Annotated in this window: 25 protein-coding genes; 14 read left to right on the plus strand and 11 right to left on the minus strand. The window is 71.3% G+C overall.

What is annotated here, in order from left to right:
• Positions 1–55: 55 nt before the first annotated feature.
• From ACZ6BG_RS13890 to hemL, 3 genes are all read right to left on the minus strand, one after another.
• The gene (locus ACZ6BG_RS13890) at positions 56–1,342 is read right to left on the minus strand and encodes a polysaccharide deacetylase family protein (protein ID WP_469000036.1); all 1,287 of its coding nucleotides are present in this window, start codon (positions 1,340–1,342) and stop codon (positions 56–58) included.
• Positions 1,343–1,672: 330 nt separating this feature from the next.
• Entirely contained in the window at positions 1,673–2,371 is a 699-nt protein-coding gene (locus ACZ6BG_RS13895; RefSeq protein WP_030361122.1) for a histidine phosphatase family protein, read from the minus strand.
• Entirely contained in the window at positions 2,368–3,702 is a 1,335-nt protein-coding gene (gene hemL / locus ACZ6BG_RS13900; RefSeq protein ID WP_469000037.1) for a glutamate-1-semialdehyde 2,1-aminomutase, read from the minus strand. Before hemL ends, ACZ6BG_RS13895 begins: the two co-directional genes overlap by 4 nt.
• Before the next feature lie 367 nt (positions 3,703–4,069).
• Here hemL and ACZ6BG_RS13905 point away from each other — a divergent pair, with 367 nt between their 5' ends.
• Entirely contained in the window at positions 4,070–4,507 is a 438-nt protein-coding gene (locus ACZ6BG_RS13905) for a hypothetical protein (RefSeq protein ID WP_016640275.1), read from the plus strand.
• Between the two features lie 94 nt (positions 4,508–4,601).
• On the opposite strand, the gene ACZ6BG_RS13910 is transcribed toward ACZ6BG_RS13905, so the two are convergent.
• Positions 4,602–6,077: a peptidoglycan D,D-transpeptidase FtsI family protein gene (locus ACZ6BG_RS13910; RefSeq protein ID WP_469000038.1), complete on the minus strand. Its 1,476-nt coding sequence runs from the start codon at positions 6,075–6,077 to the stop codon at positions 4,602–4,604.
• Positions 6,078–6,171: 94 nt separating this feature from the next.
• Complete coding sequence (locus ACZ6BG_RS13915; RefSeq protein ID WP_469000039.1) at positions 6,172–7,218, minus strand: CE1 family esterase; 1,047 nt, start codon at positions 7,216–7,218, stop codon at positions 6,172–6,174.
• Positions 7,219–7,303: 85 nt separating this feature from the next.
• On the opposite strand from ACZ6BG_RS13915, the gene ACZ6BG_RS13920 reads away from it, so the two are divergent.
• The gene (locus ACZ6BG_RS13920) at positions 7,304–8,272 is read left to right on the plus strand and encodes a LysR family transcriptional regulator (RefSeq protein WP_469000040.1); all 969 of its coding nucleotides are present in this window, start codon (positions 7,304–7,306) and stop codon (positions 8,270–8,272) included.
• Entirely contained in the window at positions 8,269–9,144 is an 876-nt protein-coding gene (locus tag ACZ6BG_RS13925) for a serine hydrolase (RefSeq protein ID WP_469000041.1), read from the plus strand. Before ACZ6BG_RS13920 ends, ACZ6BG_RS13925 begins: the two co-directional genes overlap by 4 nt.
• 73 nt (positions 9,145–9,217) lie before the next feature.
• On the opposite strand, the gene ACZ6BG_RS13930 is transcribed toward ACZ6BG_RS13925, so the two are convergent.
• Complete coding sequence (locus tag ACZ6BG_RS13930; protein WP_469000042.1) at positions 9,218–9,817, minus strand: TIGR03086 family metal-binding protein; 600 nt, start codon at positions 9,815–9,817, stop codon at positions 9,218–9,220.
• Between the two features lie 250 nt (positions 9,818–10,067).
• Between ACZ6BG_RS13930 and ACZ6BG_RS13935 the strand changes: the two genes are divergently transcribed.
• Positions 10,068–10,946: a DUF6597 domain-containing transcriptional factor gene (locus ACZ6BG_RS13935; protein ID WP_469000043.1), complete on the plus strand. Its 879-nt coding sequence runs from the start codon at positions 10,068–10,070 to the stop codon at positions 10,944–10,946.
• A gap of 93 nt (positions 10,947–11,039) precedes the next feature.
• Complete coding sequence (locus tag ACZ6BG_RS13940) at positions 11,040–11,585, plus strand: GNAT family N-acetyltransferase (RefSeq protein WP_469000044.1); 546 nt, start codon at positions 11,040–11,042, stop codon at positions 11,583–11,585.
• Positions 11,586–11,656: 71 nt separating this feature from the next.
• Here ACZ6BG_RS13940 and ACZ6BG_RS13945 read toward each other — a convergent pair whose 3' ends face one another.
• Positions 11,657–12,202, minus strand: coding sequence for a hypothetical protein (locus tag ACZ6BG_RS13945; protein WP_469000045.1), 546 nt, complete (start codon positions 12,200–12,202; stop codon positions 11,657–11,659).
• 248 nt (positions 12,203–12,450) lie between these two features.
• On the opposite strand from ACZ6BG_RS13945, the gene ACZ6BG_RS13950 reads away from it, so the two are divergent.
• Together ACZ6BG_RS13950 and ACZ6BG_RS13955 are read left to right on the plus strand one after the other, a co-directional pair.
• A complete protein-coding gene (locus tag ACZ6BG_RS13950; RefSeq protein WP_469000046.1) occupies positions 12,451–13,230 on the plus strand; it encodes an SDR family NAD(P)-dependent oxidoreductase in 780 nt (259 codons plus the stop codon).
• Positions 13,227–13,436: a hypothetical protein gene (locus tag ACZ6BG_RS13955; protein ID WP_469000047.1), complete on the plus strand. Its 210-nt coding sequence runs from the start codon at positions 13,227–13,229 to the stop codon at positions 13,434–13,436. Before ACZ6BG_RS13950 ends, ACZ6BG_RS13955 begins: the two co-directional genes overlap by 4 nt.
• 15 nt (positions 13,437–13,451) lie before the next feature.
• On the opposite strand, the gene ACZ6BG_RS13960 is transcribed toward ACZ6BG_RS13955, so the two are convergent.
• Positions 13,452–14,645: an RtcB family protein gene (locus ACZ6BG_RS13960; RefSeq protein WP_469000048.1), complete on the minus strand. Its 1,194-nt coding sequence runs from the start codon at positions 14,643–14,645 to the stop codon at positions 13,452–13,454.
• A 223-nt stretch (positions 14,646–14,868) separates the two neighbouring features.
• On the opposite strand from ACZ6BG_RS13960, the gene ACZ6BG_RS13965 reads away from it, so the two are divergent.
• The 3 genes from ACZ6BG_RS13965 to ACZ6BG_RS13975 all read left to right on the plus strand — a co-directional run bounded on the left by ACZ6BG_RS13965 (position 14,869) and on the right by ACZ6BG_RS13975 (position 18,654).
• Positions 14,869–15,813 carry a DUF3558 domain-containing protein gene (locus ACZ6BG_RS13965; protein WP_469000049.1) on the plus strand — a complete coding sequence of 315 codons (945 nt, stop codon included), beginning with the start codon at positions 14,869–14,871 and terminating at the stop codon, positions 15,811–15,813.
• A gap of 124 nt (positions 15,814–15,937) precedes the next feature.
• Positions 15,938–16,840 carry a DUF3558 domain-containing protein gene (locus tag ACZ6BG_RS13970; protein ID WP_469000050.1) on the plus strand — a complete coding sequence of 301 codons (903 nt, stop codon included), beginning with the start codon at positions 15,938–15,940 and terminating at the stop codon, positions 16,838–16,840.
• A gap of 242 nt (positions 16,841–17,082) precedes the next feature.
• Positions 17,083–18,654 carry a DUF2637 domain-containing protein gene (locus ACZ6BG_RS13975; protein ID WP_469000051.1) on the plus strand — a complete coding sequence of 524 codons (1,572 nt, stop codon included), beginning with the start codon at positions 17,083–17,085 and terminating at the stop codon, positions 18,652–18,654.
• 5 nt (positions 18,655–18,659) lie between these two features.
• On the opposite strand, the gene ACZ6BG_RS13980 is transcribed toward ACZ6BG_RS13975, so the two are convergent.
• Positions 18,660–19,202, minus strand: a complete 543-nt coding sequence (locus ACZ6BG_RS13980) for a GNAT family N-acetyltransferase (protein WP_469000052.1) — start codon at positions 19,200–19,202, stop codon at positions 18,660–18,662.
• A gap of 154 nt (positions 19,203–19,356) precedes the next feature.
• On the opposite strand from ACZ6BG_RS13980, the gene ACZ6BG_RS13985 reads away from it, so the two are divergent.
• Entirely contained in the window at positions 19,357–19,767 is a 411-nt protein-coding gene (locus tag ACZ6BG_RS13985; RefSeq protein ID WP_469000053.1) for a hypothetical protein, read from the plus strand.
• Positions 19,767–20,078 (plus strand): transcriptional regulator, encoded by a 312-nt coding sequence (locus tag ACZ6BG_RS13990; RefSeq protein WP_469000054.1) that lies wholly within the window; start codon positions 19,767–19,769, stop codon positions 20,076–20,078. Before ACZ6BG_RS13985 ends, ACZ6BG_RS13990 begins: the two co-directional genes overlap by 1 nt.
• A 154-nt stretch (positions 20,079–20,232) precedes the next feature.
• Here the strand turns inward: ACZ6BG_RS13990 and ACZ6BG_RS13995 are convergent, their stop codons facing one another.
• Complete coding sequence (locus ACZ6BG_RS13995; protein WP_469000055.1) at positions 20,233–20,787, minus strand: hypothetical protein; 555 nt, start codon at positions 20,785–20,787, stop codon at positions 20,233–20,235.
• Positions 20,788–21,320: 533 nt separating this feature from the next.
• On the opposite strand from ACZ6BG_RS13995, the gene ACZ6BG_RS14000 reads away from it, so the two are divergent.
• Positions 21,321–22,118 (plus strand): SAM-dependent methyltransferase, encoded by a 798-nt coding sequence (locus ACZ6BG_RS14000; RefSeq protein WP_469000056.1) that lies wholly within the window; start codon positions 21,321–21,323, stop codon positions 22,116–22,118.
• A gap of 27 nt (positions 22,119–22,145) precedes the next feature.
• Here the strand turns inward: ACZ6BG_RS14000 and ACZ6BG_RS14005 are convergent, their stop codons facing one another.
• Complete coding sequence (locus tag ACZ6BG_RS14005) at positions 22,146–23,924, minus strand: trypsin-like serine peptidase (RefSeq protein ID WP_469000057.1); 1,779 nt, start codon at positions 23,922–23,924, stop codon at positions 22,146–22,148.
• A 218-nt stretch (positions 23,925–24,142) separates the two neighbouring features.
• Between ACZ6BG_RS14005 and ACZ6BG_RS14010 the strand changes: the two genes are divergently transcribed.
• Positions 24,143–24,649 (plus strand): hypothetical protein, encoded by a 507-nt coding sequence (locus ACZ6BG_RS14010; RefSeq protein ID WP_469000058.1) that lies wholly within the window; start codon positions 24,143–24,145, stop codon positions 24,647–24,649.
• The last annotated feature ends 30 nt before the right edge of the window (positions 24,650–24,679 follow it).

Raw genomic sequence — 24,679 nt, forward strand, 5'->3', positions numbered from 1 at the left:
CGCATGCCCCCTTCGGGGATCTTCGACGCCCCCCGCGGTAGCGGAAAGTCCCATTTCAGGCCGCGTTGCCGGTGTCCTTCTCGGCGTCGCCCTGGTTGGCCGATGAGCCGCCCGACAGGTAGCTCTTCCAGCCGCCCGCCGGCTTCTGCCCGACCTCCAGGCCGCGCAGCTTGGCGAGGACGTCCGGCTTCTGCACGTCCAGCCAGTCCACGAACTGCTTGAAGGACACCAGGCGTACGTCCTTCTTCCCGGCCATGCCCTTGAGGGCCTCCTCGACGGCGTCCATGTAGATGCCGCCGTTCCACTCCTCGAAGTGGTTGCCGATGAAGAAGGGCGCCCGGTTGGACTCGTAGGCGCGCTGGAAGCCCTTGAGGTAGGCCTGGGTGGCCTGCTTGCGCCAGCCCGGGTAGTTGGCCGGCGGGGCCTTCGTGGAGTTCTTCGACTGGTTGGCGAGGATGTTGTAGTCCATCGACAGGACCTCGAAGGTGTGGCCGGGGAACGGCACGGCCTGCAGGGGCAGGTCCCAGATGCCCATCTTCTTGTCCGGCCACTTCTGGCGGCCGCCCGGCGAGGAGGCGTCGTAGCGCCAGCCGAGCTTCTTGGCGGTCGGCAGCAGGTTGTCCTGGCCGAGCAGGCAGGGGGTGCGGCCGCCGACGAGTTCCTTCTCGTAGTCGAAGGGCAGCGGCGGCAGGTCGTCCCAGCCGGTGTTGGTGCGCCACTTCGTCACGAACGACTTCGCCTGGTCGATCTCGGACTGCCACTGGGCGGGCGTCCAGTTGGCCACGGAGCCGGTGCCCGCGCAGAAGTGGCCGTTGAAGTGCGTGCCTATCTCATGGCCCTCCAGCCAGGCCTGGCGCACGTACTTCAGGGTGTCCTTGATGTGGCCGTCGGTGAGGTAGCCGATGTCGGAGGCGCCGACGCCGTTGTTCGGCGGCCGGTAGAGCCGCTTCTTGGATTCGGGGAGCAGATAGAGCCCGGAGAGGAAGAACGTCATCCCCGCGTCGTGCTCCTTCGCCAGTTTCAGGAAGCGCGGGAACAGGCCGTTGCCGACCTCACCGGCGCCGTCCCAGGAGAAGACGACGAACTGGGGCGGGGTCTCGCCGGGCTCCAGCGGGCGCGGCTTCTCGGGCTGGTTCGGCTGCTTGCCCGTGAAGGCCGTGGAACCGTCGCCGATCGGCTTGGCCGGGCGGCTCGGCGTACCCGGCTTCCCGGCGCCCTTGGCGTTGTCCGCGGCCGATCCCGAGTCGCCGGAACCGGAGCCGCAGGCCGAAAGGCCGATGGCCGCCGCCGCGCCGGCCCCCAGGCCGAGCGCGCCCCGGCGACTCAGGGAGGTCCGGCGCATCGCCGGTACTCCGCGTCCCCGGTCCGTGCGGCTGTCGTCGCGCATTCCAACCCCATTCGTCGCGCTTTTGGTCCTCCTGGCTGAAGGACAACCCCTTAGAGGGTGCGACGAAGACCCGGGTTCCGAACAGGAGCATCAATATGGGGTCTATTACAGAGAAGAGACATTCAACGCCATAGGGTGCTCACGCAATTACCCGGCGCACACAGCGGACACACAGGCGCCCGAAAGGGGCGCGGGGAACTGCGCGACCAGCCACAGCCGGTCCGCAGTTTCCCCGCAAACACAAGCCCCTTAGCCGAACCCCGTCCTACAGGCACAGCGCAAGCGTCACGCGCCGAATGCCTTGCTCTTCCCCTTCACCGGCTTGGCGCCCGCGAGAAGGTGCTTGGGGACAAGATTTCGGGCAGGTTCCGAGTAACCCACGGATACGATCTTGTCGCCGCGATAGGTGAACGTCGTCAAAGAGGCGAGCGTGCACTGCCGCTTGCGCGGGTCGTGCCAGAGGCGCCGCTTCTCCACGAAGCTGCGCACGATCCAGATCGGCAGCTGATGGCTCACGCACACGGCCTCGTGCCCGCGCGCCGCGTCCTTGGCCGCGTCGAGGGCGCCCATCATCCGCACGACCTGCTCGACGTACGGCTCGCCCCAGGACGGCTTGAACGGGTTGACCAGGTGCTTCCAGTTGTCCGGGTTCTTCAGGGCGCCGTCGCCGACGCCGAAGGTCTTGCCCTCGAAGACGTTGTCCGCCTCGATGAGCCGCCCGTCGGACGCCAGGTCGAGGCCGTGCGCCTTGGCGATGGGGGTCGCGGTCTCCTGCGCGCGGTCCAGGGGGGAGGCCACGACGTGCGTGATGTCCCTGGTGGACAGGTGCTCGGCGACGCGGTCGGCCATCTGCCGGCCGAGGTCGGAGAGGTGGTAGCCGGGAAGGCGGCCGTAGAGGATCCCGTCGGGGTTGTGCACCTCGCCGTGGCGCATCAGATGGACGACGGTGATCTCACTGCCGGCACTCGTGCTGCCCGCGGTCATGCGGTGGCCTCCGGGGTGTTCGTGGCTTCGGCGGCCGCGCGCGCGGCCGCCGGCAGGGCGGCGGCGACGCGCTCGACGGCACGCTCGTCATGGGCGGTGGAAACGAACCAGGACTCGAAGGCCGACGGCGGCAGATAGACGCCCTGCGACAGCATCGAGTGGAAGAACGCGGTGAAGCGGAACGACTCCTGGGACTTGGCGTCCTCGTAATTCCGCACCTCACGGTCGGTGAAGAACACGGAGAACATATTGCTGGCGTTCTGCACGCGGTGCGCGACGCCTTCCTTGTTCAGCGCCTCGGTCACCAGGCCGCGCAGTTCGACGGAGACGGCGTCCACCTTCTCGTACGCCGCGTCGTCAAGGAGGCGCAACTGTGCGAGACCCGCGGCCGTGGCGACGGGATTCCCCGACAGCGTGCCCGCCTGATAAACGGGCCCTACCGGCGCGAGATGCCCCATGACATCGGCGCGGCCACCGAAAGCGGCCGCCGGGAATCCGCCGCCCATGACCTTTCCGAAGGTCATGAGATCCGGCGTCACCCCGTCAACTCCGAACCATCCGGCTTTACTTGTCCGGAATCCGGTCATGACTTCGTCGGAGATGAACAGCGCGCCGTTCTTCGCGCACGCGGACTTCAGGCCCTCGTTGAAGCCGGGGCGCGGCGGCACGACGCCCATGTTCCCGGGCGAGGCCTCCGTGATCACACAGGCGATCTCGCCGGGGTGGGTGTGGAAGGCCTCGTGCACGGCCTCCAGGTCGTTGTACGGAAGGACGATGGTGTCGCCGGCCTGGGCGCCCGTGACGCCCGGCGTGTCCGGCAGGCCGAGGGTCGCGACGCCCGACCCGGCCGCGGCGAGGAGCGCGTCCACGTGCCCGTGATAGCACCCGGCGAACTTGATCACCTTGGCGCGCCCGGTGAAGCCGCGGGCGAGCCGGATGGCGGACATCGTCGCCTCCGTGCCGCTGGAGACGAGGCGGACCTGCTCGACCGGGGCGATCCGGTCGACGATCTCCTCGGCGAGGGCGACCTCGCCCTCGCCCGGCGTGCCGAAGGACGTGCCACGGGCGACGGCCTCCTGGACGGCGGCGGTGACCTCGGGGTGGGAGTGCCCGAGGATCATGGGTCCCCATGAACACACGAGGTCCACGTACTCGCGGCCATCGGCGTCCGTCAGGTACGGACCCGTACCGGACACCATGAAACGGGGCGTACCGCCCACGGCTCGGAAGGCGCGGACGGGCGAGTTCACACCGCCGGGCGTCACGGCCGCCGCGCGGTCGAAAAGAGTCTGCGAAACTGGGGCGCTATACGGGAAGCTCACATGAACCATGGTGTCAGAGGGTCCGGACATCGTGGCCGGGCCTCCTGTGCGGCGGCTTTCCGCGCTGTCGGCCTCGCCGTGGGGCCGTTGTGCGGAAATCCTGTGGACTGGTGTTTCACCCCACGTTTCGGCGGGTGACCGTGGGGGAGGTCACTGACACGATGATCGGGTTGCGCGGCGGGGTCCGCGCGCTCTAGAAAAGCAGTCGGGTGGAGATATGCAGCGCGGTGGCGGACTGGGCGAGGGGACCGACGGCCTGGGTCCCCGGCGTGCCCGGCGGGGCAAGCACCGGCGAGAGGCAGAGGCGGTCCCGGCCCCCGAGCAGCGGACGCCGGACAGGGTGCAGCGTGAGCGGGCGGGAAACAGGAGCGGCGGGGTGGGGGTGACCTACAAATACTTCGGCGCCCCCGACGGCGCCACGGCGGCCCGGGTCCCCATCTCGATGCGCCCCGAGGAGCTGGGCGGCGACGAGCTGGGCATGGGCGGCATGTTCACCAAGATCAAGCCGGAGACGATGGCCGCGATGGTCCTGACCGGCATCGAGGGCATACCCCTGCACAAGGTCCCCCCGCTGGAGCTGGTCGTCCTCCACCCCGACTACGCCGTCGTCAAGCTCCCCATGACGGTCGTCGACCCGCTGCGCGGCATCGGCGAGGAGTCCGTCGGCGCGGCGGCCTTCATCTGGTCCACGGTCCCCGACCGCGGCGGCCCCCGCGACGCCTTCAACGTCTACCAACTGCTGCACGAGTGGCAGGACTTCAGCCACCGCCTGCACGACGCGGGGCATCAGGCGTACTGCCTGGTGTGGCCCTGAGCCGCCGAGAGCGGCCACACCAGGCACAGTAGGCCACACCAGGAACGGTCCGGGCCGCGCACCGGCGGCCGCACCAGGCACGGTCCACGTCCGGTCAGGACTTCTTCAGGACCGCCTTCATCACCGCCTTGGCGATCGGCGCGCCCAGCTTGCCGCCCGCGATCTCGGAGCGGGTGATGTCCATGTCCTCGGGGTCGACGAGCACGGCGACCGCCACCGGTGACGTGCCGTCGGACTGCTTGGCGTAGGACACGAACCACGCGTACGGCCGCGCGTCGCGCACGTTCGAGCCGTGCTGCGCGGTCCCGGGCTTGCCGCCGACGGTGATCCCGTCGATGGCCACCTTGTCGCCGGTGCCGTCGGTGACCGTGTACTCCATCATGTCCTGCACCTTGCGCGCGGTCTCCGGCGAGACGGCCTGCTCCAGCTCCTGTGGCTCGGCCTTCTCCACCGTCGAGAGGTCGGCGCCGCGCAACTCCTCCACCAGGTACGGCTTCATGACCTTGCCGTCGTTGGCGAGGCCCGCGGTGACCATGGCCATCTGGAACGGGGTGGTGGTGACGCTGCCCTGGCCCATGCCGGTGAGCGCCGTCCCGGGCTTGTCCAGCTTCTCCGGATAGCCGCTCGCGGACGTCCGTACGGGCATGAACTGCTCCTCGTTGAAGCCGAACCGCTCCGCCGTCTCCCGCATCTTGTCCTTGCCGGTCCGCAGCGCCGCGTCCAGGAAGACGTTGTTGCACGACCACTGCATCGCGGTCCGCATCGAGGCCTTGTCGCACATGTCGTTCGGCACCACGTTGCCGATCTCCGTGGAGCTCTGCGGCAGCCGGTAGGGGGCGCGGGCGCGCGAGGGCTTGTTGATGTCGCTGACCGTGCCGTGCTCCAGGGCGGCCGCCGCGGTGAGGATCTTGAAGGTCGACCCCGGCGGGTACGCCTCGCGGAACGCCCGGTTGTTGAGCGGCTTGGCCTTGTCCTTCCTGAGCTTCTCGAACGCCTGGCCGTCCTTGCCGGAGATCCCGGAGAACACCGAAGGGTCGTACGAGGGCGTGCTCGCCAGCGCCAGGATCTTGCCGGTGCGCGGGTCCAGGGCGACCACCGCGCCCTTGGCGTCCAGGTCCGTCAGACCCTTGTAGGCGGCCTTCTGCGCCTTCGGGTCGATGGTCGTGACCACGTCGCCGCCCTTGGGCCGCTCGCCCGTCAGGGTGTCCAGGGGCGAGCCGAGCAGCCTGCTGTCCCTGCCGGTGAGCAGGTCGTTGTGCACGCCCTCCAGGAACGTCTGCCCCTGGGACTGCGAGAAGAAGCCGGTGACGGGCGCGTACATCGGGCCGTCCTTGAAGACCCGCTTGTACTTGAAGTCCGAGCCGGGCGTGGTCACGGAACCGGTGACGGCCTCACCGCCGACGATGATGTCGCCGCGCGGCTGGCCGAAGTCGGCTATCTTCACGCGCCGGTTCTGCTCGTGCTCGGCGAGGGTCTCGGCGCTGACGAACTGCACCCAGGTGGCGCGCACCAGCAGGGCGAGGACGAGCAGCCCGCAGAAGACGGCTGCGCGGCGGACGGTCTTGTTCATCGGTCGCTCTCGTTCATCGGTCGCTCTCGTTGAGGTCGCTCACGTTCATCGGTCGCTCTCGTTGAGGTCGCTCACGTTCATCGGTCGCTCTCGTTCATCGGTCGCTGCGCTCCTGGGTGTCGGCCGTCCCGCGCGGGGGCCGCGGGCTCTGGTCGGTGAGGAAGCCGAGCACGGTGCCGGTGGTGTCCAGCGCCTTGCTGGCGGGGCCGAAGCCCTTGGGCGGGGTGACGCGCGTTCCGGGCCAGGTGTGGCCCGCGTCGCGCACGACGAGGAGTTCGACGGGGACCGTGCCGGGGCCGGGACGCCACACGGTGCGGTCGTAGCCCTTGCGGGACTGCTCGGCCGGAGGCTTCGTACGACCGGCCGTGGCAAAGGCCTTGACGCTCGAGCGGGCCGACTTGGTTGCCATGATGGGCTCCTGACCCTTGGGGGCGGGTCCGGGCCGGGCCAGGCCCGTGACCGGGCGCACCGGGTCCTTGGCGCCGTAGACGACCATCACCGGCACCGGCCCCTTCGGCCGCACCTCGTCCCGCCCGGTGGGCAGTTGCCCCGCGACGGACACCGCCCCCGCCACCAGCCTCGGCCGGTCCGCCGCCACCCGCAGCGCCATCGAGCCGCCGTTGGAGAACCCCACGACGTACACCCGCCGCGGGTCGGCCCGCTCCGTGCGGACCAGCTTGTCGACCAGGGCCTGCGTGAAGCGCACGTCGGCGTCGGGGTCCGGGCGCAGCCGGGACGGCGCCGTGCCCGCGCCCCACGTCTTGCGCAGCGCCTTGGGGTAGGCGACCAGCATCCCGCGCGCCTTGGCCGCCTCGTTCAGGCCGGTCAGCTCGCGCATCTCGGCGGGGTCGGCGCCGCGGCCGTGGAAGGCGACGACGAGCGGGCGGGGGCCCGAGCCGGGCGCGGTGGGCTTGTGCAGGAGGTAGTCGCGGGTCGTGCCGTCCACGCGCAGCCGCTCACGGGTGTCGGCGGCGGCCGTCGGCTTCGGGGGGTCCGAGGGCGCGGCCGAGCCGGAGTCGGAGGCGGTGGAGCAGCCCGTGGTGAGGGCGAGGCCCACGACGAGGGCGCCGGACCAGCGGCGCACGGTGCTCCGGCGACGTACGCGAGCGGAGGCGGGCCGTGCCGAAGAGAGCGAGGTCATGCACGGAGCAGATCAGCGCCGCACCCCCTATGTCCAAGTTCGATATCACTTACGTATTCATTAATCTGCGATATCGTCGCTGCTCGTGGACCTGATGCGGCACCTGGAGTGCTTTGTGGCTGTTGCGGAAGAGTCACATTTCGGTCGGGCCGCCGAGCGCCTCGGCATGGCCCAGCCGCCCCTGTCGCAACGCGTCCAGCGCCTGGAACGCCACCTCGGCGTGCGCCTCTTCGAACGCACCAGCAGACAGGTCACCATCACCAAGGCCGGGACGCTGCTCCTCGACGAGGCCCGCGAGCTCCTCGCCCGGTCCGAGGCGCTGCTCGCCGCCGCACGCCGCATCCGCGACGGCGAGAGCGGCCTGCTGCGGGCCGCGCTCCCGCCGGACATCGCGGGCGAGACCGTCGCCGCGCTCCTCGCCGACTTCCGGCGGCACCACGAGGGCGTCGAACTGGAGCTGCGCGAGCTGACCACCACCCAGCAGCTCGCCCAGCTCGCCGCGCACGACCTGGACGTCGGCCTCATCCACCACCCCTGCGACGTCACCGGCCTGGAACTCGGCCCGGTGCTGCGCCGCGAGGTCGGCGTGCTGCTGCCGCGCGGCGCCCCCGCCGCCGCCCTCGACGAGGTCCCCCTCCCCGCCCTCACCGGCTACGACCTGGTCCTCTTCCACCGCGGCGCCGCCCCCGCCCTGCACGACGACCTCCTCACCACCTGCGCCCGCGACGGCTACACCCCCACCGCCGTCCGGCACGGCCAGGGCGCCAGCTTCGTGCGCGGCCTGATCCTGTCCGCGCACGCCGTCGCCTTCAGCCCCAAGGACGCCCACCCCGTGCCCCCTCCCGGCACCGACCCCGACATCGTCTGGCGGCCGCTCGCCGGTGCCCCGCTGGCCTGGCGGCACTCGGTGGCCTGGCCCAAGGGGCGCGGCGACACCGCGGTGGTGGCGTTCGCGGAGGCGGTCACGCGCGCCCTGCGCGACACCGCCGCCCTGACCGCCGACGCGCCCCCACGTCCGCTCCATCTGCGTCCGACCGCGGAGTACTGGCTGTGACCACGACCCCCATCCGTCTCCAGGACGCGTTCGCCGAGGCCGGAGTCACGGGCCGGCTGCACGCCGTCGACATCGACTCCGGCGCGGAGGTCGGCGTCGGCGCCGACCAGCCCGTCGTCACCGCCAGCGTCCACAAGCTGTGCGTCCTCGTCGCGCTGCACGAGCAGGCCGCGGCGGGCCGCGTCGACCTCACCGAACAGATCGAGTGCCCGCCCGCCGACCGCACGTCCGGCCCGACCGGTCTTTCCGCGATGCTCGACCCCGTACGGCTGTCCCTGCGCGACGCCGCGTACCTGATGATGGCCGTCAGCGACAACACCGCCGCCGAACTCCTCCTGGAACGCGTCGGCCTGGACGCCGTCAACGCCACGACAGCCCGCCTCGGCCTCACCCGCACCCGGGCCGTGCACAGCTTCCGCGAGATGTTCGCGTCCATGCGCGAGGACGCGGGCCCCGGCGGCGCGCAGGCCCTGACCGACCCGTACGTCATCGCCCGGCTGCGCGCCCTCGACCCGGCCCGCACCAACCACAGCACCCCGCGCGACATGACCCGCCTGCTCGGCGCGGTGTGGCGGGACGAGGCCTGCGTCCCCGAGCACGGCGCCGCCATGCGCCGCGTCCTCGGCCTCCAGGTATGGCCGCACCGCCTCGCCGCCGGCTTCCCCTTCGACGACGTCCACGTCGCGGGCAAGACCGGCAGCCTGCCGACCGTGCGCAACGAGGTCGGCGTCGTCGAGTACCCCGACGGCGGGCGCTACGCCGTCGCCGTGTTCACCCGCGCCGCCCGCACGGCGGCGACGCTGCCGTCGGCGGACGCGGTCATCGGGACGGCGGCGCGGATCGCGGTGGAGGCGCTGCGGACGTCGTCGTGAGGGTGGGGCGGTCGGGGTGGGGTGCGTCCCCCGGGGCGGCCGGGGTGCGGTCGGGCTCGGCGTGCGGCCGGGCTCAGCTCCAGTACGGGTCCCGGCCCGTCGCCGCGAGCAGCCGGTCGAAGTCCGACGCGTCCTCGCGTACCGGCACCGGCTCCCCGAAGACGCCCATCGCGCGGGCCGTGGGGGCCAGCTCGGCGACGGCCGCGCGCAAGGTGTCCACGACGTCCGGTACGCCGGTCGCGGCCGCCTCGTCCGTTCCGTACGCCCGGCCGGTCGCGCGGGCCAGATCCCAGGCGTGCACCGTCAGATCGAGCAGGACCATCGAACCGACCGTCCGCGCGGGCATGTTCATCGCGCCCGTCGTGCCCTCGTCGGCGCCGGGCGCGGACCAGGCGGCGACCAGCTTCTCCGTCTGCGCCGCGAACCGCTCGCGCCAGTCGTCGCCCTCGGCCACATAGTCGGGCGTGTCGCCGCCGAAGTCGGCGTTCCGCTTGGCGGCCAGCTCCTGGAACTGCACCACCACGTGGAAGAGGTGGTTCACCAGGGCCCGTACGTCGTACTCGGCGCAGGGAGTGCGGGCGTCGAGGCGGTCGTCGGGGAGGCTCCGCACCACGGGCAGGGCGTGGGCGGCGGCGACGGCCAGGAGGTCTCCGGTCTTGTGGGTGGTGTTCATGGGGCGACAGTAGGCAGCGGGGGCACGGCCCGTCTTGAACAAACGCGACAGCCCGGCGGGCGGCGGGTCCCGGGCCACTGTCAGTGCCCCGTCCTACGATCACGACATGCCCGGCTCCTCCCGCGCTCCCGGTCCTGCTGGCCCTGCTGGCCCTGCTGGCCCTGCTGGCCCTGCTGGCCCTGCTGGTCATGCTGATTCCTCTGGCACGCCTCGTCGCGACACCCGGGGCATCGTCGACGCCTCCGGTCTCATGACCCGCGTACGTTTCCGGCGGTACGCCCCCGCCGAGCCCCTGCGGCCGTACCTGGAGCACTACTGGCTGGTCGACTGGGACCTCACCGAGCCGTACGTGACGCACGTGGTGCCGCACCCGTCGGTGAACGTCGTCTTCCAGGACCTGGCCGGGCGCGAACTCTTCGGGGAGGTGGCGGGCATCGGCCTCGGCCTGTTCAGCAAGGAGCTGGTCGGGCGCGGGCGGGTGTGCGGGGTGCAGTTCCGGCCGGGCGGCTTCCGGCCGTTCGCGCCGGGGCGGGCGGTGGCGGGGCTGACGGGGCGGGAGGTGGGGCTGGGCGAGGCGTTCGGAGGGGGACGAGCGGGGGCCTCCGGCCCGGTGGGCGCGGGCACGAGCGGGGCGGTGAGCGCGGGCGGGGCGGCCGGGCTGGACGACGCGGTCGACGCGGCCGGGCTGGTCGACGCGGTCCTCCGGCCCGACGACGAGCACGCGCGCGTGGCCGCCCTCGACGCCTTCCTGCTGCGCCACGGCCCCGCCCCCGACCCGCAGGCCGACCTCGCCATGGAGCTGGTCGACCGCATCCGCGCCGACCGCACGATCCGGCGCGTCGGGGACCTGGCGCGCGAGGCGGGCCTGTCGGTGCGGGCGCTGCAACGGCTCTTCTCCGCGTACGTCGGCGTCGGCCCGGATGGGGTCTCCCCTGCTCGAACGAAGTTGAGAGCTTGGGGAAGGGTCGTCCTGCGCTACCGCATCCACGAGGCCCTGGAGCGCGCGGAGTCGGCGGCGGTGGACTGGGCGGACCTCGCGGCGGGGCTCGGGTACGCCGACCAGGCGCATCTCGTACGGGACTTCACGGCGACCGTGGGGGTGCCCCCGACGGCGTACGCGCCGGGCTGAGGCCAGGGGGGCGGTGGGGGCGCGGGGCGGCGGCGGGGAGTGCGGCGGCCGTCGGCGCCGGGGATTGTCAGACCCTCCGCCTAGCGTGAGGTCATGGAGAGAACACAGGCTCAGGATGTCCGGCTCGTACCCTGGTCGGAGGGCGACTTCGAGCTGCTCGTACGGCACAACTCGCCCGAGATGACGGCGCACTTGGGCGGCCCCGAGACCCACGAGAAGCTGCTCGACCGGCACCGCCGGTATCTGGGCCTGGACGACGGCCGCCGGGGCCGGATGTTCCGGATCGCGGCGGGCCCCGAGGGGGCGTCGGCGGGCATCGTCGGCTTCTGGGAGACCACCCACGGGGGCGAGGACGTGTGGGAGGCCGGCTGGGGCGTGGTCCCCGAGTTCCAGGGCCACGGCATCGCGGGCACGGCGGTCCGCCTGGCGGTGGCCAAGGCCCGCCGCGCGGCCCTCCACCGCCACCTGCACGCGTTCCCCTCCGTGGACAACCCCGCGTCCAACGGCGTGTGCCGCAAGGCGGGCTTCACGCTGCTCGGGGAGGAGGACATGGAGTACCCGAAGGGACACTGGATGCGATGCAACGACTGGCGCCTCGACCTGACGGACACGGAGACGGCCGGGCCGGGGCAGGGGTAGCCGGGAGCAGCCCCGGGGAAACGCCCCCCGGGGCCCGGGAGCAGCGCCCGGCCAGGCCAGAAGCAGCCAGGTCAGAAGTAGTACGAGTCCCCGGTGTCGAGGACGAGCACCGCATGCTCGTTGTTGCGCGGATTGTGGTCGACCGCGCCGCCGTTCCAGACGGTGCCCACCGTCACCGTCACCTCGCGCGGCGCCCCGCGGAGCCGGACGGCAAGGTGCAGCCGTTCGCCGCGCGCGCCCGCGGGCAGGGCGCCCGTGCGGCACAGCACCCCGCGCTCACCGGCCCGCACACAGGTGTCCGGAAGCCGCATGCCGTCCTCCAGGGGCACCGACCAGGCGAGGCGGACCGTGGCGCCGGGGACGTCGTCCGGGCCGTGGTTCTCCGGCGTCAGGGACACCGCCGCGAGCCCACGGGTCATGGCCACCTGCCCGTGGTACGCGACATCCGCCTCCGGCACCGCGTCCACGTCCGCCACGGCGCCGCCGCTCCCCCACAGCACCGCCCCCGCGACCACGGCCCCCACACAGAGCACCCGCACGACTACCTCCACTACCACCACGACACTGCCCGTCCATGGCGCCGACATCCACACCACCGGCGTCCACATCTGCGCCATACATGCCACCCGCCGCCGCTCCGGACCCCCCAACCCCCCACATGCCACCCTGTTGACCACACCCGCCGCCCGCTCCACCGCCCTCGCCGAGGCAGGCGTCGGCCATCCGGGCCGGGCGGGGCGCGCCTATGCTGACCGAGGCAGCAAGGAACGCACGTACGAAACGAACCGGCCCGCCCCGGGCCGGCCCGCACCACGCCGTACCACCCCGAACCAGCCCGCCCCGGCCCGACCCCCAGGGAGCCCGCATGTCCGCCGCCGCAACGCCCCGCAAGCCCGGCATCGCCATCGTCACGGGTGCCAGCGGCGGCATCGGCGCGGCCACGGCCCGCGGCCTCGCGGCGGCCGGGTACCGGGTCGTCCTGACGGCCCGCCGCAAGGACCGCGTCGAGGCACTCGCGGCCGAGCTGACGGACGCCGGGCACAGCGCCACGGCGTACGAACTCGACGTCACCGACCGCGCGGCCGTCGACACCTTCGCGACGGCGTTCCGCGAGATCGCGGTCCTGGTGAACAACGCGGGCGGCGCGCTCGGCGCCGACCCCGTCGCCACCGGCGACCCGGCCGACTGGCGCCAGATGTACGAGACGAACGTCATCGGCACCCTGAACGTCACCCAGGCACTGCTCCCCGCCCTCACCGCGAGCGGCGACGGCACCGTGGTCGTCGTCTCCTCCACGGCGGGCCACGGCACGTACGAGGGCGGCGGGGGCTACGTCGCCGCCAAGCACGCCGAGCACGTCCTCGCCGAGACCCTGCGCCTGGAGATCGTCGGCGCCCCGGTCCGCGTGATCGAGGTCGCCCCCGGCATGGTCAAGACCGAGGGCTTCGCACTGACCCGCTTCGGCGGCGACGAGGAGAAGGCCGCGAAGGTCTACGCGGGCGTGGCCGAGCCGCTGACCGCCGACGACGTGGCGGACACGATCACCTGGGCGGTCACCCGCCCGCCCCACGTCAACATCGACCTCCTCGTGGTCCGCCCCCGCGCCCAGGCGTCCAACACGAAGGTCCACCGGGAGCAGCGATGACCTACGCCGCCGACGACCCCGGCACCCCCGGCGGCTCCCCCGACTCCCCCGACCCCCTGGACCGCCTGGTCCACGAACAGGAGTCCCGCCGCCTCGCCCAGGAGAAGAAGAACGAACGCCTGGTGTGGTGGTACCTCGCGTACTTCCTCTTCGGCATCCACATCGTCGCGTTCATCATGATCTACGCGGTCATGCACGCGGAGTAGCCCGGCAGCGGAGCCTCAGCCCTTCACACACACGACCTGCTTGAGCTTCGCGACCACCGCGACCAGGTCCGTCTGCCGCTCGATGACCTTCTCGATCGGCTTGTACGCCCCCGGAATCTCGTCCACGACACCGGAGTCCTTGCGGCACTCCACGCCCCGCGTCTGCTCCTCCAGGTCCTGCGTGGAGAACCGCTTCTTCGCGGCGTTGCGGCTCATCTTCCGGCCCGCGCCGTGCGACGCGGAGTTGAAGGACGCCTCGTTGCCGAGACCCTTCACGATGTACGAGCCGGTGCCCATCGAGCCCGGGATGATGCCGTAGTCCCCGGAGCCCGCGCGGATCGCGCCCTTGCGGGTGACCAGCAGGTCCATGCCGTCGTACCGCTCCTCCGCCACGTAGTTGTGGTGGCAGGAGATCTCCTGCTCGAAGGTCGGCGCGGCCTTCTTGAACTCCTTGCGGACCACGTCCTTGAAGAGCGCCATCATCAGCGCGCGGTTGTACTTCGCGTACTCCTGCGCCCAGAACAGGTCGTTGCGGTACGCCGCCATCTGCGGGGTGTCCGCGATGAACACCGCGAGGTCGCGGTCCACCAGGCCCTGGTTGTGCGGCAGTTCGCGGGCGACGCCGATGTGGTGGTCGGCCAGCTCCTTGCCGATGTTCCGGGATCCGGAGTGCAGCATCAGCCAGACCGAACCGGACTCGTCGAGACAGAATTCGACAAAGTGGTTGCCGCTTCCGAGCGTTCCCATCTGCTTGACGGCCCGCTCCTGGCGGAACTTGACCGCATCCGCCACCCCGTCGAACCGCCCCCAGAAGTCGTCCCACCCTCCGGTCGGCACCCCGTGGAACTTCCCCGGCTCGACGGGGTCCTCGTGCATCCCCCGCCCCACCGGAATCGCCTGCTCGATCTTCGACCGCAGCCGCGACAGGTCGTCCGGCAGGTCGGCGGCCGTCAACGACGTCTTGACCGCCGACATCCCGCAGCCGATGTCGACGCCGACCGCCGCCGGGCAGACCGCGCCCTGCATGGCGATCACGGAGCCGACCGTGGCGCCCTTGCCGTAGTGGACGTCCGGCATGACGGCCAGGCCCTTGATCCACGGCAGTGTGGCGACGTTGCGCAGCTGCTGCATCGCGGCGCCCTCGACCGTCTTGGGGTCCGCCCACATCCGGATGGGGACGTTCGCCCCCGGCATCTCCACGTACGACATAACTTCCTCTTTCCCCCGTACGACAACAAAAGACTTGAAGCGCAAATACCGGTGCCAAGGTCGACGTATGGGATAACGGACCGGCATCCACAGCGGCGCGTGCGATACACATTGTGTCCACCGGCCGTCCGTCGGCGGCAACCGAATAACCAGGCCGGACAGGCCCGGTGGCCCGGCCCGCACGGGTCGGCCGGACCCGTCCACGTCGAGAGGAGCCAGCACGGTGCAGCGGAGGGTCTACGTACCGGGCACAGCGGCGCTCCTGGTGGCGCTGCTCGCCGGCTGCACCGGCAGCTCGGGGACCGGCGAGGGCGACGACGGCAAGTCCGGCGACTCCGGCAGCTCCACGTCGGCCGCCGAGCCCGGCAAGTACCGCACGCTGCCCGAGCCCTGCGGCGCGGTCGACGGCTCGACGCTCGACTCGATGCTGCCGGGGATCAAGGACATCGAGGACGCCAAGCAGCGCGAGAAGGCGTACGCGGGCGCCCCGACGGTGACGTACGACACCGACCGGCGCGTGGGCTGCCGTTGGAAGACCGAGTCGGCGGACGCCACGCACCATCTGCTGGTCGACTTCGAGCGTGTGGTGTCGTACGACGGGACGGTCAGCGACGACACCCGGGCGCAGGAGCTCTATCGGACGAAGCTGCGGGACGCGGGCATCGCGGAGCCGCCGTCCTCGGGGTCGGACGAGGGCGACGAGGGTGAAGAGGGCGAGGACACGGAGGAGCCCGAGGGTTCGGGGGGCTCCGACTCCCCCAAGGGCAAGCCGGGCAGCTCGGACAAATCGGATGGCCCGGATGGCTCTCCCCGCGCCCAGGGCGCCCCCGCCGCCGCCCACGCCTCGGCGAAGAAGGGCGACGGCGCCGCGGCCGACGACGAGCCGGACGGCGACTCGACCGTGGCGGACGAGGGGACTCCCGCCGGGTACGAGCCGCGCGCCCTGGACGACCTCGGCGACGAGGCGTTCCTCGACGACGTGCTGACGACCGCCGCGTCGGCGACCCGGCAGCGCACTGTGACTGTGGTGTTCCGCACGTCGAACGTGATCGTGACGGTGGAGTACGACGAGCAGCCGGCCCGCAGGACCGAGGTCCCCGACTCCAAGGAAATGCAGGACAACGCGCGCGAACTGGCGGAAAACCTGGTCGACAGGTTCGACGGCTGAGGGCTGTTTCGAGCGCGTACGGGCTCCCCGGAAGCCGGGTCACCCGCGTCGCACACCGCGTACGGTGGCCCAACGACCCCATCGAACGGCACGGCCGCCAAGAGCGAACACGAGTGAAGGAACCATGCACCGACCCGCACAGCGACAGCGTCAGCGACTCACCCGCGTTCTGGTGGGCGCGGCCGCCGTACCGGTGATCCTCTTCGCCTCCGCCTGCAGCAGCGACTCCGGGTCGGACGGGGACAAGAAGGACAGCGGCGACAAGGCCTCCGCGTCCGCCTCCGGCGGGTCCGAGGGCTCCGGCGGCTCCGGCGACAAGGCGGCGACCGTGGAGAAGGCCGCGTTCGCCAAGCTGCCCGAGCCCTGCGCCACGCTCTCGAAGAAGACCCTCGGCGATCTCGTCCCGGCCACGAAGAACAAGGCGGGCAAGACGGGTACGTCGGACGACGTGTCCACGCGCGGCAACTGCACGTGGGACAGCCTCGACAACAACGGCGTCGACGGCTCCCAGTTCCGCTGGCTGCGTGTCTCGCTGAACCGCTTCGAGTCCGACCAGTCCCTCGGCAGCGGCGCCAAGCGCGCCCAGGGCAACTTCGCGAAGCAGGTCACCGACGCCCAGGCGGCCAAGGACGCCAAGGGCGTCAAGACCACGCCGGTTCCGGGTGTGGGCGACCAGGCGACGCTGGTGAGCTACGACGTCAAGAAGGAGAAGGACACCTTCAAGCAGCAGACGCTCGTGGCCCGCGTGGAGAACGCCGTCGTCACGGTCGACTACAACGGCGCGGGTCTCGCGGGTGACAAGTCCCCGGACGAGGCGGCCCTCGCCAAGGACACGCAGAAGGCCGCGAAGGAGGCCGTCGCGGCGGTCGTGGCGGCGAACAAGGCGGGTGGCGCGGACAAGTCCTCCGGCGCTCCCAAGGACGGCAAGGCTCCCGAGGACGACAAGGGCGACAAGGCCTCGAAGGACGACGAGGCCTCCGAGGGCTCCGGCGCGAAGCCGAAGACCGACGCGAAGCCCAAGAGCTAGCCCGAGAGCCAGTGGCCCGAGCCCCCTCGCGCGCGAGGAGATGAGCCCAACTCGGCGCTCACGCCCAGGAGTTACCGGAGCCCGGCCGCCCGCGCGGCCGGGCTCCTGCCGTGCCCGGTCACGCCTCGGCTGCCGTACCGGCACACAGGCGCACGCACACATGTGCCAGGCTGTCGCTCGCAACACGCCGGACTGGGACAGCCGGACGGGCATGGACAGGGAGGGGTTCGCGGGTGGCCGCGATGCAGCTGACACGCACGCACCGGATACTCATCGGGGTCGTCGTCTTCGGTGCGGTCGTCATCGCCGGGATCGGCTTCGCGGGGTCGTACGCAGCCGTGCGGGAGTTGGCCGAGAAGAAGGGCTTCGGCACCTTCTCGATGGTCTTCCCCATCGGCATCGACGCGGGCATCTGCGTCCTGCTGGCGCTCGACCTCCTGCTGACCTGGATCAGGATTCCCTTCCCGCTCCTTCGCCAGACGGCGTGGCTGCTCACGGCGGCCACGATCGCCTTCAACGGCGCGGCGGCCTGGCCGGACCCGCTGGGCGTCGGTATGCACGCGGTCATCCCGGTGCTGTTCGTGGTCGCGGTCGAGGCGGCCCGGCACGCGATCGGGCGGATCGCCGACATCACGGCGGACAAGCACATGGAGGGCGTGCGCATGACGCGCTGGCTGCTCTCCCCCGTGCCGACGTTCCTGCTGTGGCGCCGCATGAAGCTGTGGGAGCTGCGCTCCTACGACCAGGTGATCAAGCTGGAGCAGGAGCGCCTGGTCTACCAGGCGCGCCTTCGCTCCCGCTTCGGCCGCGGCTGGCGCCGCAAGGCCCCGGTGGAGTCGCTGATGCCGCTGCGCCTGGCCCGCTACGGCGTCCCGCTCGCGGAGACGGCCCCCGCGGGCCTCGCAGCGGCCGGGATCGAGCCGCCCGTCCTGCCGCCCGTCCAGGCCGCGCCCCACAAGCCGGAGCTGACGAAGGCCGAGCCCGCGGCGCCCGCGGCCCTGGCCAAGGACCCGTCCCCGGAGCCCCGCCCCCTCCCGGAGGCGCAGCCCGGCGCGGAGGCGCAGCCCCGCCCGGAGGCCCAGCCCGGCGCGGAGCCGGAGCCCGCCCCCGAGGAGCACCCGCGCGCCGAGGAGCCCCCGGGCCCCGGCGAGCAGCAGCCCGGCGCCCATGTGAGCCCGTGGTTCGCGGCCCCGCAGCCGCCGCAGCAGTACGCCGAAGGCCCGGTGTCGTACGACCCGGAGGCCCCGTACGACGAGTGGTACGAGGAACAGGCCCAGCAGCAGGGCTATGTCGAGCAGTTGGCGTACGAGCAGCAGCAGTACGCCGACCAGCAGGCCTATGACCAGCAGGTCTACGAGCAGCAGCTCCACGAGCAGCAGGCGCACGCCCGGCAGGCCCATGACCAGCGGGCCGAGGTGGTCGACGACGGCTCGGGCTTCCGTGTCCCGGCGGGCCCCGGCCGCACCCGGCCGCTGGCGGGGGGCGCGCACCTGATCCCCGGCCCGCGCGAGGAGCAGGCTCCCGAGCCCGCGCCCGAGGCGGAGCCCCTGCCCGAGCCCGCCGCGGCGGAAGGCTCGGGCCTCCCTGACGACATGACCCGCGAGGAGGCGTACTTCAACGCCTTCCGCAAGTACGTCAGCGAGATGGGCGACTATCCCAACGCCCGCCAGTTCAGCCTGTATCTGATGGATCTGTACGGCGTGACGGGCCAGTCCGGCGGCCCGCTGACGGAGAGCACGCTGCGCCCGTACCTGCGCGGCTTCCGCGACCGCTACCAGCGTTCCCTCGACGAGGATGCCGAGCACATCGCGTAGCGGGGTCAGGGCAGGGCGCGCACCATGGCGGCGAACACCGGGGAGTCGGGGAAGGGCTGCTGTTCGCCGACCTTCTCGTACCCCCACTGCTCGTAGCGGGCCTGGACTTTCCCGTCGCCCGCCTTCGGGTTGACCAGCAGTGCCACGCGCTGCTCGGAGCGGTCCTCGAGCAGGTCTTCGTGGAGTCGGCTGGCGATGCCTCTGCCTCGCCATGCGCGGCGTACGACGATTTCGTTGAGGACGAGTGTGCGCGTGCCGTCCTCCTCGGTGTATCCCTCGGGCAGGGGCGTGGTCATCGCCGTCCACCAGCGGGTGTGTGGGCCCAGCGGCGCGCAGTACGCGAAGCCGACGGGCTCGCCGTCCGCGTAGCCGACGACGGCTTTCCAGTCGGGTGCCGAACGGTGGCGGGACAGCCGCTCGTTGAACCGGTCCGCGCTGTAGAAGTCCCCGACGAGCCCGAAGTCTCGCTGTCTCACCTCGACGTGGATGTCCACGAGGGTCTGACGGATCTCTTCGATGTCGCGGTAGTGGCGCAGCTCGACGGTCACGTGGGCGTGCCTTTCTCTCGGACGTGGTCGGCCCATGCTCGGGCCGTGGGTTCGTCGGGGGCAAGATCGGCAGGGCACCCACTTAGTTGCATGTTTGCCAACTGAGTGCGAAGGTGGCAACTGAACGATCCGCACGACCTTGGGGGATCCCGGCATGGACCCACAGACCGCCGCCGACCAGCTCGCCGTCGCCGAGCGGGCGCCCGCGCTCAACCGGCCCGCCCCGGCGGGCGAACGGGTGGGAGGAGTGGTGTCGGCACTCGCGCTGTTCGGCGCCCTGTGGGGGGCTGCCGAGCAGAGGGTGCCGCTCGTGCTCGGCATCCCGGTGTGTCTGGCGGGGCTGGCCGTGGTGGCGGGCTGGAACTACTTCCACCGCGAGCGCGCGCTGCGCCGCCCCCATACCCGGCTGGAGAGCGGTGTCGGGATCGCGGCCGGTTTCCTGCTGGGCCTTCCTGCGGGCAACGTCCTGTGGGACACCCCGGACTCCACCATCGGCATCGCGGTTCCCGCCGCGGCTCCCGCGCTGGCCCTGCTGGGCTACTTGGTGTCGCGGTGGAGGGCCTGATGAGCGAAGGGGGGCAGCATCGGCAGGCGCTGACCACGCTGATGCACTCGCCGGTGCGCCTGGCCGTCCTCGGCACGCTGCGGCGCGTGCACAACGCGTCGTTCGCCGACCTGCGCGAGGCCCTCGAACTGGATTCGCCGGAGCTCTCACGGCAGTTGCGGGTGCTGGAGGAGGCGGGCGTGGTGGAGCTGGCCAAGCTGCGCGGCGGTCAGGAACGCCGTGTCCGCACTTTCGTGCGCCTGTCCGACGACGGGCGCGTCCGCTTCGAGGAGTATCTCGCGCACCTGCGGGCCGTGGTCGGCGAAGGCTGACGGACCGCTCGGCGGAGAGCGGAAGGCCGAAGCCGGAAGGCCGAAGGGTGGAAAGCCGAAGGCGGGGGGCGGGAAGCCGACAAAGGGGACGCGGCCCGGTGGGCGCGCCCCCTTCGCCAGTTTCTGATCAGCCTGCTAGCTCAGCACATGGCCCTCAGGCCCACGGGGTGGCGCACCAGACCGCGTAGGTGCCCAGGGAGGCGGCCAGGCCCGCGACGCCGCCCTTGACGCCCACCTTGATGCCGCGCTTGGCGGCCTCCTTGATGATCAGCTTGGCCGCGTCCGTGAAGTGCTTCTTCTTGAGCTTGGCCGTGATGGCCGCGGTGGCGCCGCCCAGGCCGCCGAGGCCGACGCCCTTGAGCAGGCACGAGGTGTAGCTGCCGTAGGCGCCCACGGGGATGTCGCCGCTGATCTTGGCCTGGATCGCGTCGGCGAACTCCGCGCCGAACTCGGCGCGGGTCTTGTCGTAGTCGAACTCGCCCGCCGAGTCGAGGACGTCGCCGTTCTCCAGGGCCTGGAGGTAGCGGGCCAGCTCGTCGACCTGCTCGGGGGTGGGCTCGCCGACGGCGCCGGTGTCGGCGTCCCCGGCCGTGGTGCGGGCCTCGGGTGCCTCGGAGGCGTGCGCGGCGCCGATGCCGGTGAAGGCGACGGCTCCGGCCACCACGGTGGAAATCACAGTCGTGCGAAAGCGCAGAACGCTGCGGTTCACGTACAGTCCTTAGTGCGTTGTATGCGCACGAGGTGAGGCCTGGTGATGCTCTCGTGGCCTGCGAAACCTGATGGCATCGCCCGGCCTCCCCCCGCGCATCGTCATATTCCCGAATTGGCCTGGACCATCCGGGATGGGCGTGAAAGACGTTAACGCCCCTCAGGTGACAGTTCAATTCTCCGTAAAGTGACGCCCCTCACGGACGGATTGTGGAACGTACGCGACCTCGCACCCGTCGCACCATGCCGTCAGGTAATCGCGAATTCCCCCCGGGGGTACTGACTTCGGCTCGGGCGCAATACATTTGACGCGCAAGTGGGTTTACCGAAAGGGCAGTTACGAGGCCGGGAGTGCGGGTCATCCACACGCCTGGGCGTTCCCGCGCGGGCACGTCGGCGGGCGGCACCTGACTCTCGTGCAGGTGATCCCGCGGTGTACGGTCGCCTACGTGCGGGCAAGTCTCGGTCGTCGTACGGCAGTTGACGGCACCAGCACCCTGCCGTCCGCACTCGACGACCGCCGAGGAGCCCCCCATGAGCGAGCACATCTCAGACCGCCACGAGCCGTCGGCCGCCGCTGACGGAGGGGTGAGCAGCGCGCGGTTCTGGAACGCCGCCCAGGGCGGCAAGGACAACTACGAGCGCGACCGGCAGGCCGTCGAGGCGGTCGAGGAGATAGCGCCCGGCATCACCGCCGACGCCCGCTCCGCCCGCCAGTTCCTGCGCCGGACCGTCCGCTGGGCCGCCGCCGACGCGGGCGTCACCCAGTACCTGGACCTCGGCTGCGGTCTCCCGCTGGAGCCCGACATCCACCAGATCGTCAGCCGCCACCAGCCCGACGCGCGCGTGCTGTACGTCGACAACGACCCCGTCGTCCTCGCCCACCAGGGCGCCTACCAGGACCCGCCCCTGAGCAGCTACATCGACGCCGACATGCGCGACACCGACACCGTCATGGGCCATGTCGCCGAGTGCTTCGACCTCAGCAAGCCCGTGATGCTGACCTTCAGCAGCGTCCTGGGCCACTTCTCGGACGAGGAGGCGCACGGAGTCATCGGACGCCTCCTCGAACGACTCGCCCCCGGCAGCTGCCTCATGCTCAGCCACGACATCCCCACGCCGTCCATCATCAAGGCGTGCGAGGTCTACTCCGCCGCGCCCGGCGCCCTGCCGTACCAGCCCCGCACCATCGAGCAGTTGCTGCGGTTCTTCGAGGGCATGGACATCGTCGAGCCGGGCCTCGTGCCGCTCTTCGAGTGGCGCCCGGACGACGCCACCGAGATCACCGAGGTCATGGGGTACGGCGCCGTCGGCCGCCTCAGGGCGGCCTAGGGCAGGACGCGGGACAGCCAGAACCCCTCAAGTCGCCTTGGGCGGAACGATGTTGCGCTCGGCGCCGAGCTTGGTGCCGGTGTCGGCGTAGAGCGCGACCTCTCCGTCGCTCCAGCGCACGATCAGGTCGTCGGGGTGTCCGTTGGCGTTGTAGTTGCCCGCGGTCATCGCCTTGGCGTGCTTCCACAGGGCGTTGGGTGCCTGCATCCGCGTCTCCTTGCCGAGGCCGGAGGCGCTCACGTCCTGGTAGAGGGTGCGTTCGCCGTCGGTCCAGCGGACGATGACGTCCCAGTTCTTGTTGCCGGTGAAGTCACCGCTGGTGAGCAGAGTGGCGTGCTTCCAGGTGCCGTTGGGCTTCTGGAGCTTGTGCTCCTTCTTGAAGCCGCGGCCGCCGACGTCGCCGTAGAGGGTGACCTCGCCGTCGCTCCAGCGCACGACGACGTCGTCGGTCCGCTTGTTGGCGGTGAAGCGGCCCGCGGTGATCTGGCCGGCGTGCTTCCAGACGGACTTGGGGGCGGCGAGCTTGACCTCCCGGCCGAATCCGGCGGGGCTCACGTCCGGATGGAGGGTGACCTCGCCGTCGGACCAGCGCACCATGAGGTCGGAGCGTTTGGTGCCGGTGAAGTCGCCGCCGGTGATGGTCGTGGCGTGCTTCCAGGTGCTGTTGGCGGCCTTGAGCCGCCGCTCGCCGGAGAACCCGCCCTTGCCGTTGCCGGAGTAGAGGGTGACCTCGCCGTCGGCCCACACGACGAGCAGGTCGGCCTTGCCGTCGCCGGTGTAGTCGCCGGAGGCCATCTGCTTGGCGTGCTGCCAGGTCTCGCCGGTGCCTGGGGTGTACGGCAGCGGCGGGCGCTTCACCGTGGCGACGTTGTCGACGGCGTCCTTGTAGAGCTTGAACACCTCGTTGTCGTAGTACGGGCTGTACGAGACGTCGGAGGTGGCTCCGCCGCCGCCCACCCCGCCGAGGTTGCCGACGACCTGGCCGGTCTTGGTCTTCTCGTCGTAGTTCAGCAGCCAGGGGCTGCCGGACGTGCCGCCGTGGAAACCGCCGCACTCCATGCGCAGTTGCTTGTACCCGGTCAGCCGCGTGGTCTTCGTGCGGCACTTGATCGCCTGGTCCTTGGGGTCGTGCTTCACCCGCGGATAGCCGATGACGTCGACCCGCACGTTGTACGAGGGCGTCCGCGTGAGGGTGTTGGCGCCGGTGACCCGCTCGACCTGACGGCCGAGCTTGTCGGGCTTGACGGTCGCGAAGGCGAAGTCGAGGTTCGAGCCGGGGCCGGTGTCGGTGTGCCGCGGGTCCCTGAAGACCCGGTCGATCGCCCATATGCCGTTGGGCTGTTGGGACGCGGGCTTGCCGGTGCGGTACTGCGGCACGAAGGCGTACTTGCTGCCGTTTCCGCAGTGCCCGGCGGTGAGGATCACATTGCCCTTGGGGCTGTGCACGACACTGGCCGTGCAGTGGTGCGAGACCATGCCGTTGTCGACGTAGTAGAGCACGCCTATGGTCTTGGAGCCTTCGTAGTACGTCTCGGAACTCGCCGCGTACCGCGCGGGGCCGAAGGCACGGGCGCCGCGCTTCGCGGGACGGGCGCCGTCCTCGGTGGGGCCGTCGGCGCGGGTGCCTTCCTTCACGGCGTCGGTGTCGGCGCCGCCCGGCGTCCCGGCCTCGGCGGCCGGCGGCGGGGTCGCCGACTGCATGCGCGCGGACGTCCAGAAGTCCTCCGCGGCCTCAACTGTCCATTGTTCCTTGCTCTCCGCAGCGGATGCGGTGGTCGCCAGCGCGGCGAGCAATACGCCACCCACCCCCACGGCGACCGTACGGAGCCGACGAGAAATACGCACAACAAACCTTCTGTTACTGGATTTTGGACACCTCGCCCGGCACGGACTCGCGCACGTTCCGAATAACCGCGCGGCCGTGGTCAAATGGCCGCGCGGAAACCCCCCTGGGTAGGATCGCGACGAACGGATCCTGCGACCCGGAATCAACTCCGGTTGTCCGAACCCGAGGACTGCATCCTATGACACGCAAATACGCCGCCGCCGTCGGAGCTTTCACGCTCGCGCTTTCCCTGGCGGCCATTCCCGGCGCTGTCGCGGATTCGGACGGAAATGGCGAACTGACCATCGCGCCGGGTTCGGTACCGCCCGGCGGCCGGGTCACGTTGTCGACGGTGAACCCGGAACTCGACGACGGCGCGACCGTGCGGTCCGAGGCGTTCACGGGGACGGTGGAGCTGGAGTCCACGGGCAAGGTCTCGCTGGAGGCCCACGCCAAGGTCCGCTGCGACGCCGAACCCGGCACCTACACCGTCCGTTTCGCCGAACCGGTGCACCCCGGCGAGGACACGAAGGCCGGAAAGGTGACCGTCGAGGCGGGAGGGCCGGCCGACGGCTCCCGGTGCGTCGAGGAGGCCCGGGCCGACGAGGAGTCGCACACGACGACCGTCGTCGCCGTCACGGCGGGCGCGGTCGCCGTGGCCGCCGCGGGCGCCTTCCTCGTCGTACGGCGCGGGCGGCGCTCCTAGCCGACCGGTCCCGCTGACCGGCCGTGCCGA

The sequence above is a fragment of the Streptomyces sp. NPDC041205 genome, assembly GCF_055591765.1.

What these genes read in the sequence shown, in the direction of transcription:
- ACZ6BG_RS13890 (WP_469000036.1), bottom strand. Translation starts at nt 1,342, where the DNA reads ATGCGCCGGACCTCCCTGAGTCGCCGGGGCGCGCTCGGCCTGGGGGCC.
- ACZ6BG_RS13895 (WP_030361122.1), bottom strand. Translation starts at nt 2,371, where the DNA reads ATGACCGCGGGCAGCACGAGTGCCGGCAGTGAGATCACCGTCGTCCAT.
- hemL (WP_469000037.1), bottom strand. Translation starts at nt 3,702, where the DNA reads ATGGTTCATGTGAGCTTCCCGTATAGCGCCCCAGTTTCGCAGACTCTT.
- ACZ6BG_RS13910 (WP_469000038.1), bottom strand. Translation starts at nt 6,077, where the DNA reads ATGAACAAGACCGTCCGCCGCGCAGCCGTCTTCTGCGGGCTGCTCGTC.
- ACZ6BG_RS13915 (WP_469000039.1), bottom strand. Translation starts at nt 7,218, where the DNA reads ATGACCTCGCTCTCTTCGGCACGGCCCGCCTCCGCTCGCGTACGTCGC.
- ACZ6BG_RS13930 (WP_469000042.1), bottom strand. Translation starts at nt 9,817, where the DNA reads ATGAACACCACCCACAAGACCGGAGACCTCCTGGCCGTCGCCGCCGCC.
- ACZ6BG_RS13935 (WP_469000043.1), top strand. Translation starts at nt 10,068, where the DNA reads ATGACCCGCGTACGTTTCCGGCGGTACGCCCCCGCCGAGCCCCTGCGG.
- ACZ6BG_RS13940 (WP_469000044.1), top strand. Translation starts at nt 11,040, where the DNA reads ATGGAGAGAACACAGGCTCAGGATGTCCGGCTCGTACCCTGGTCGGAG.
- ACZ6BG_RS13945 (WP_469000045.1), bottom strand. Translation starts at nt 12,202, where the DNA reads ATGGCGCAGATGTGGACGCCGGTGGTGTGGATGTCGGCGCCATGGACG.
- ACZ6BG_RS13950 (WP_469000046.1), top strand. Translation starts at nt 12,451, where the DNA reads ATGTCCGCCGCCGCAACGCCCCGCAAGCCCGGCATCGCCATCGTCACG.
- ACZ6BG_RS13955 (WP_469000047.1), top strand. Translation starts at nt 13,227, where the DNA reads ATGACCTACGCCGCCGACGACCCCGGCACCCCCGGCGGCTCCCCCGAC.
- ACZ6BG_RS13960 (WP_469000048.1), bottom strand. Translation starts at nt 14,645, where the DNA reads ATGTCGTACGTGGAGATGCCGGGGGCGAACGTCCCCATCCGGATGTGG.
- ACZ6BG_RS13970 (WP_469000050.1), top strand. Translation starts at nt 15,938, where the DNA reads ATGCACCGACCCGCACAGCGACAGCGTCAGCGACTCACCCGCGTTCTG.
- ACZ6BG_RS13975 (WP_469000051.1), top strand. Translation starts at nt 17,083, where the DNA reads ATGCAGCTGACACGCACGCACCGGATACTCATCGGGGTCGTCGTCTTC.
- ACZ6BG_RS13985 (WP_469000053.1), top strand. Translation starts at nt 19,357, where the DNA reads ATGGACCCACAGACCGCCGCCGACCAGCTCGCCGTCGCCGAGCGGGCG.
- ACZ6BG_RS13990 (WP_469000054.1), top strand. Translation starts at nt 19,767, where the DNA reads ATGAGCGAAGGGGGGCAGCATCGGCAGGCGCTGACCACGCTGATGCAC.
- ACZ6BG_RS14000 (WP_469000056.1), top strand. Translation starts at nt 21,321, where the DNA reads ATGAGCGAGCACATCTCAGACCGCCACGAGCCGTCGGCCGCCGCTGAC.
- ACZ6BG_RS14010 (WP_469000058.1), top strand. Translation starts at nt 24,143, where the DNA reads ATGACACGCAAATACGCCGCCGCCGTCGGAGCTTTCACGCTCGCGCTT.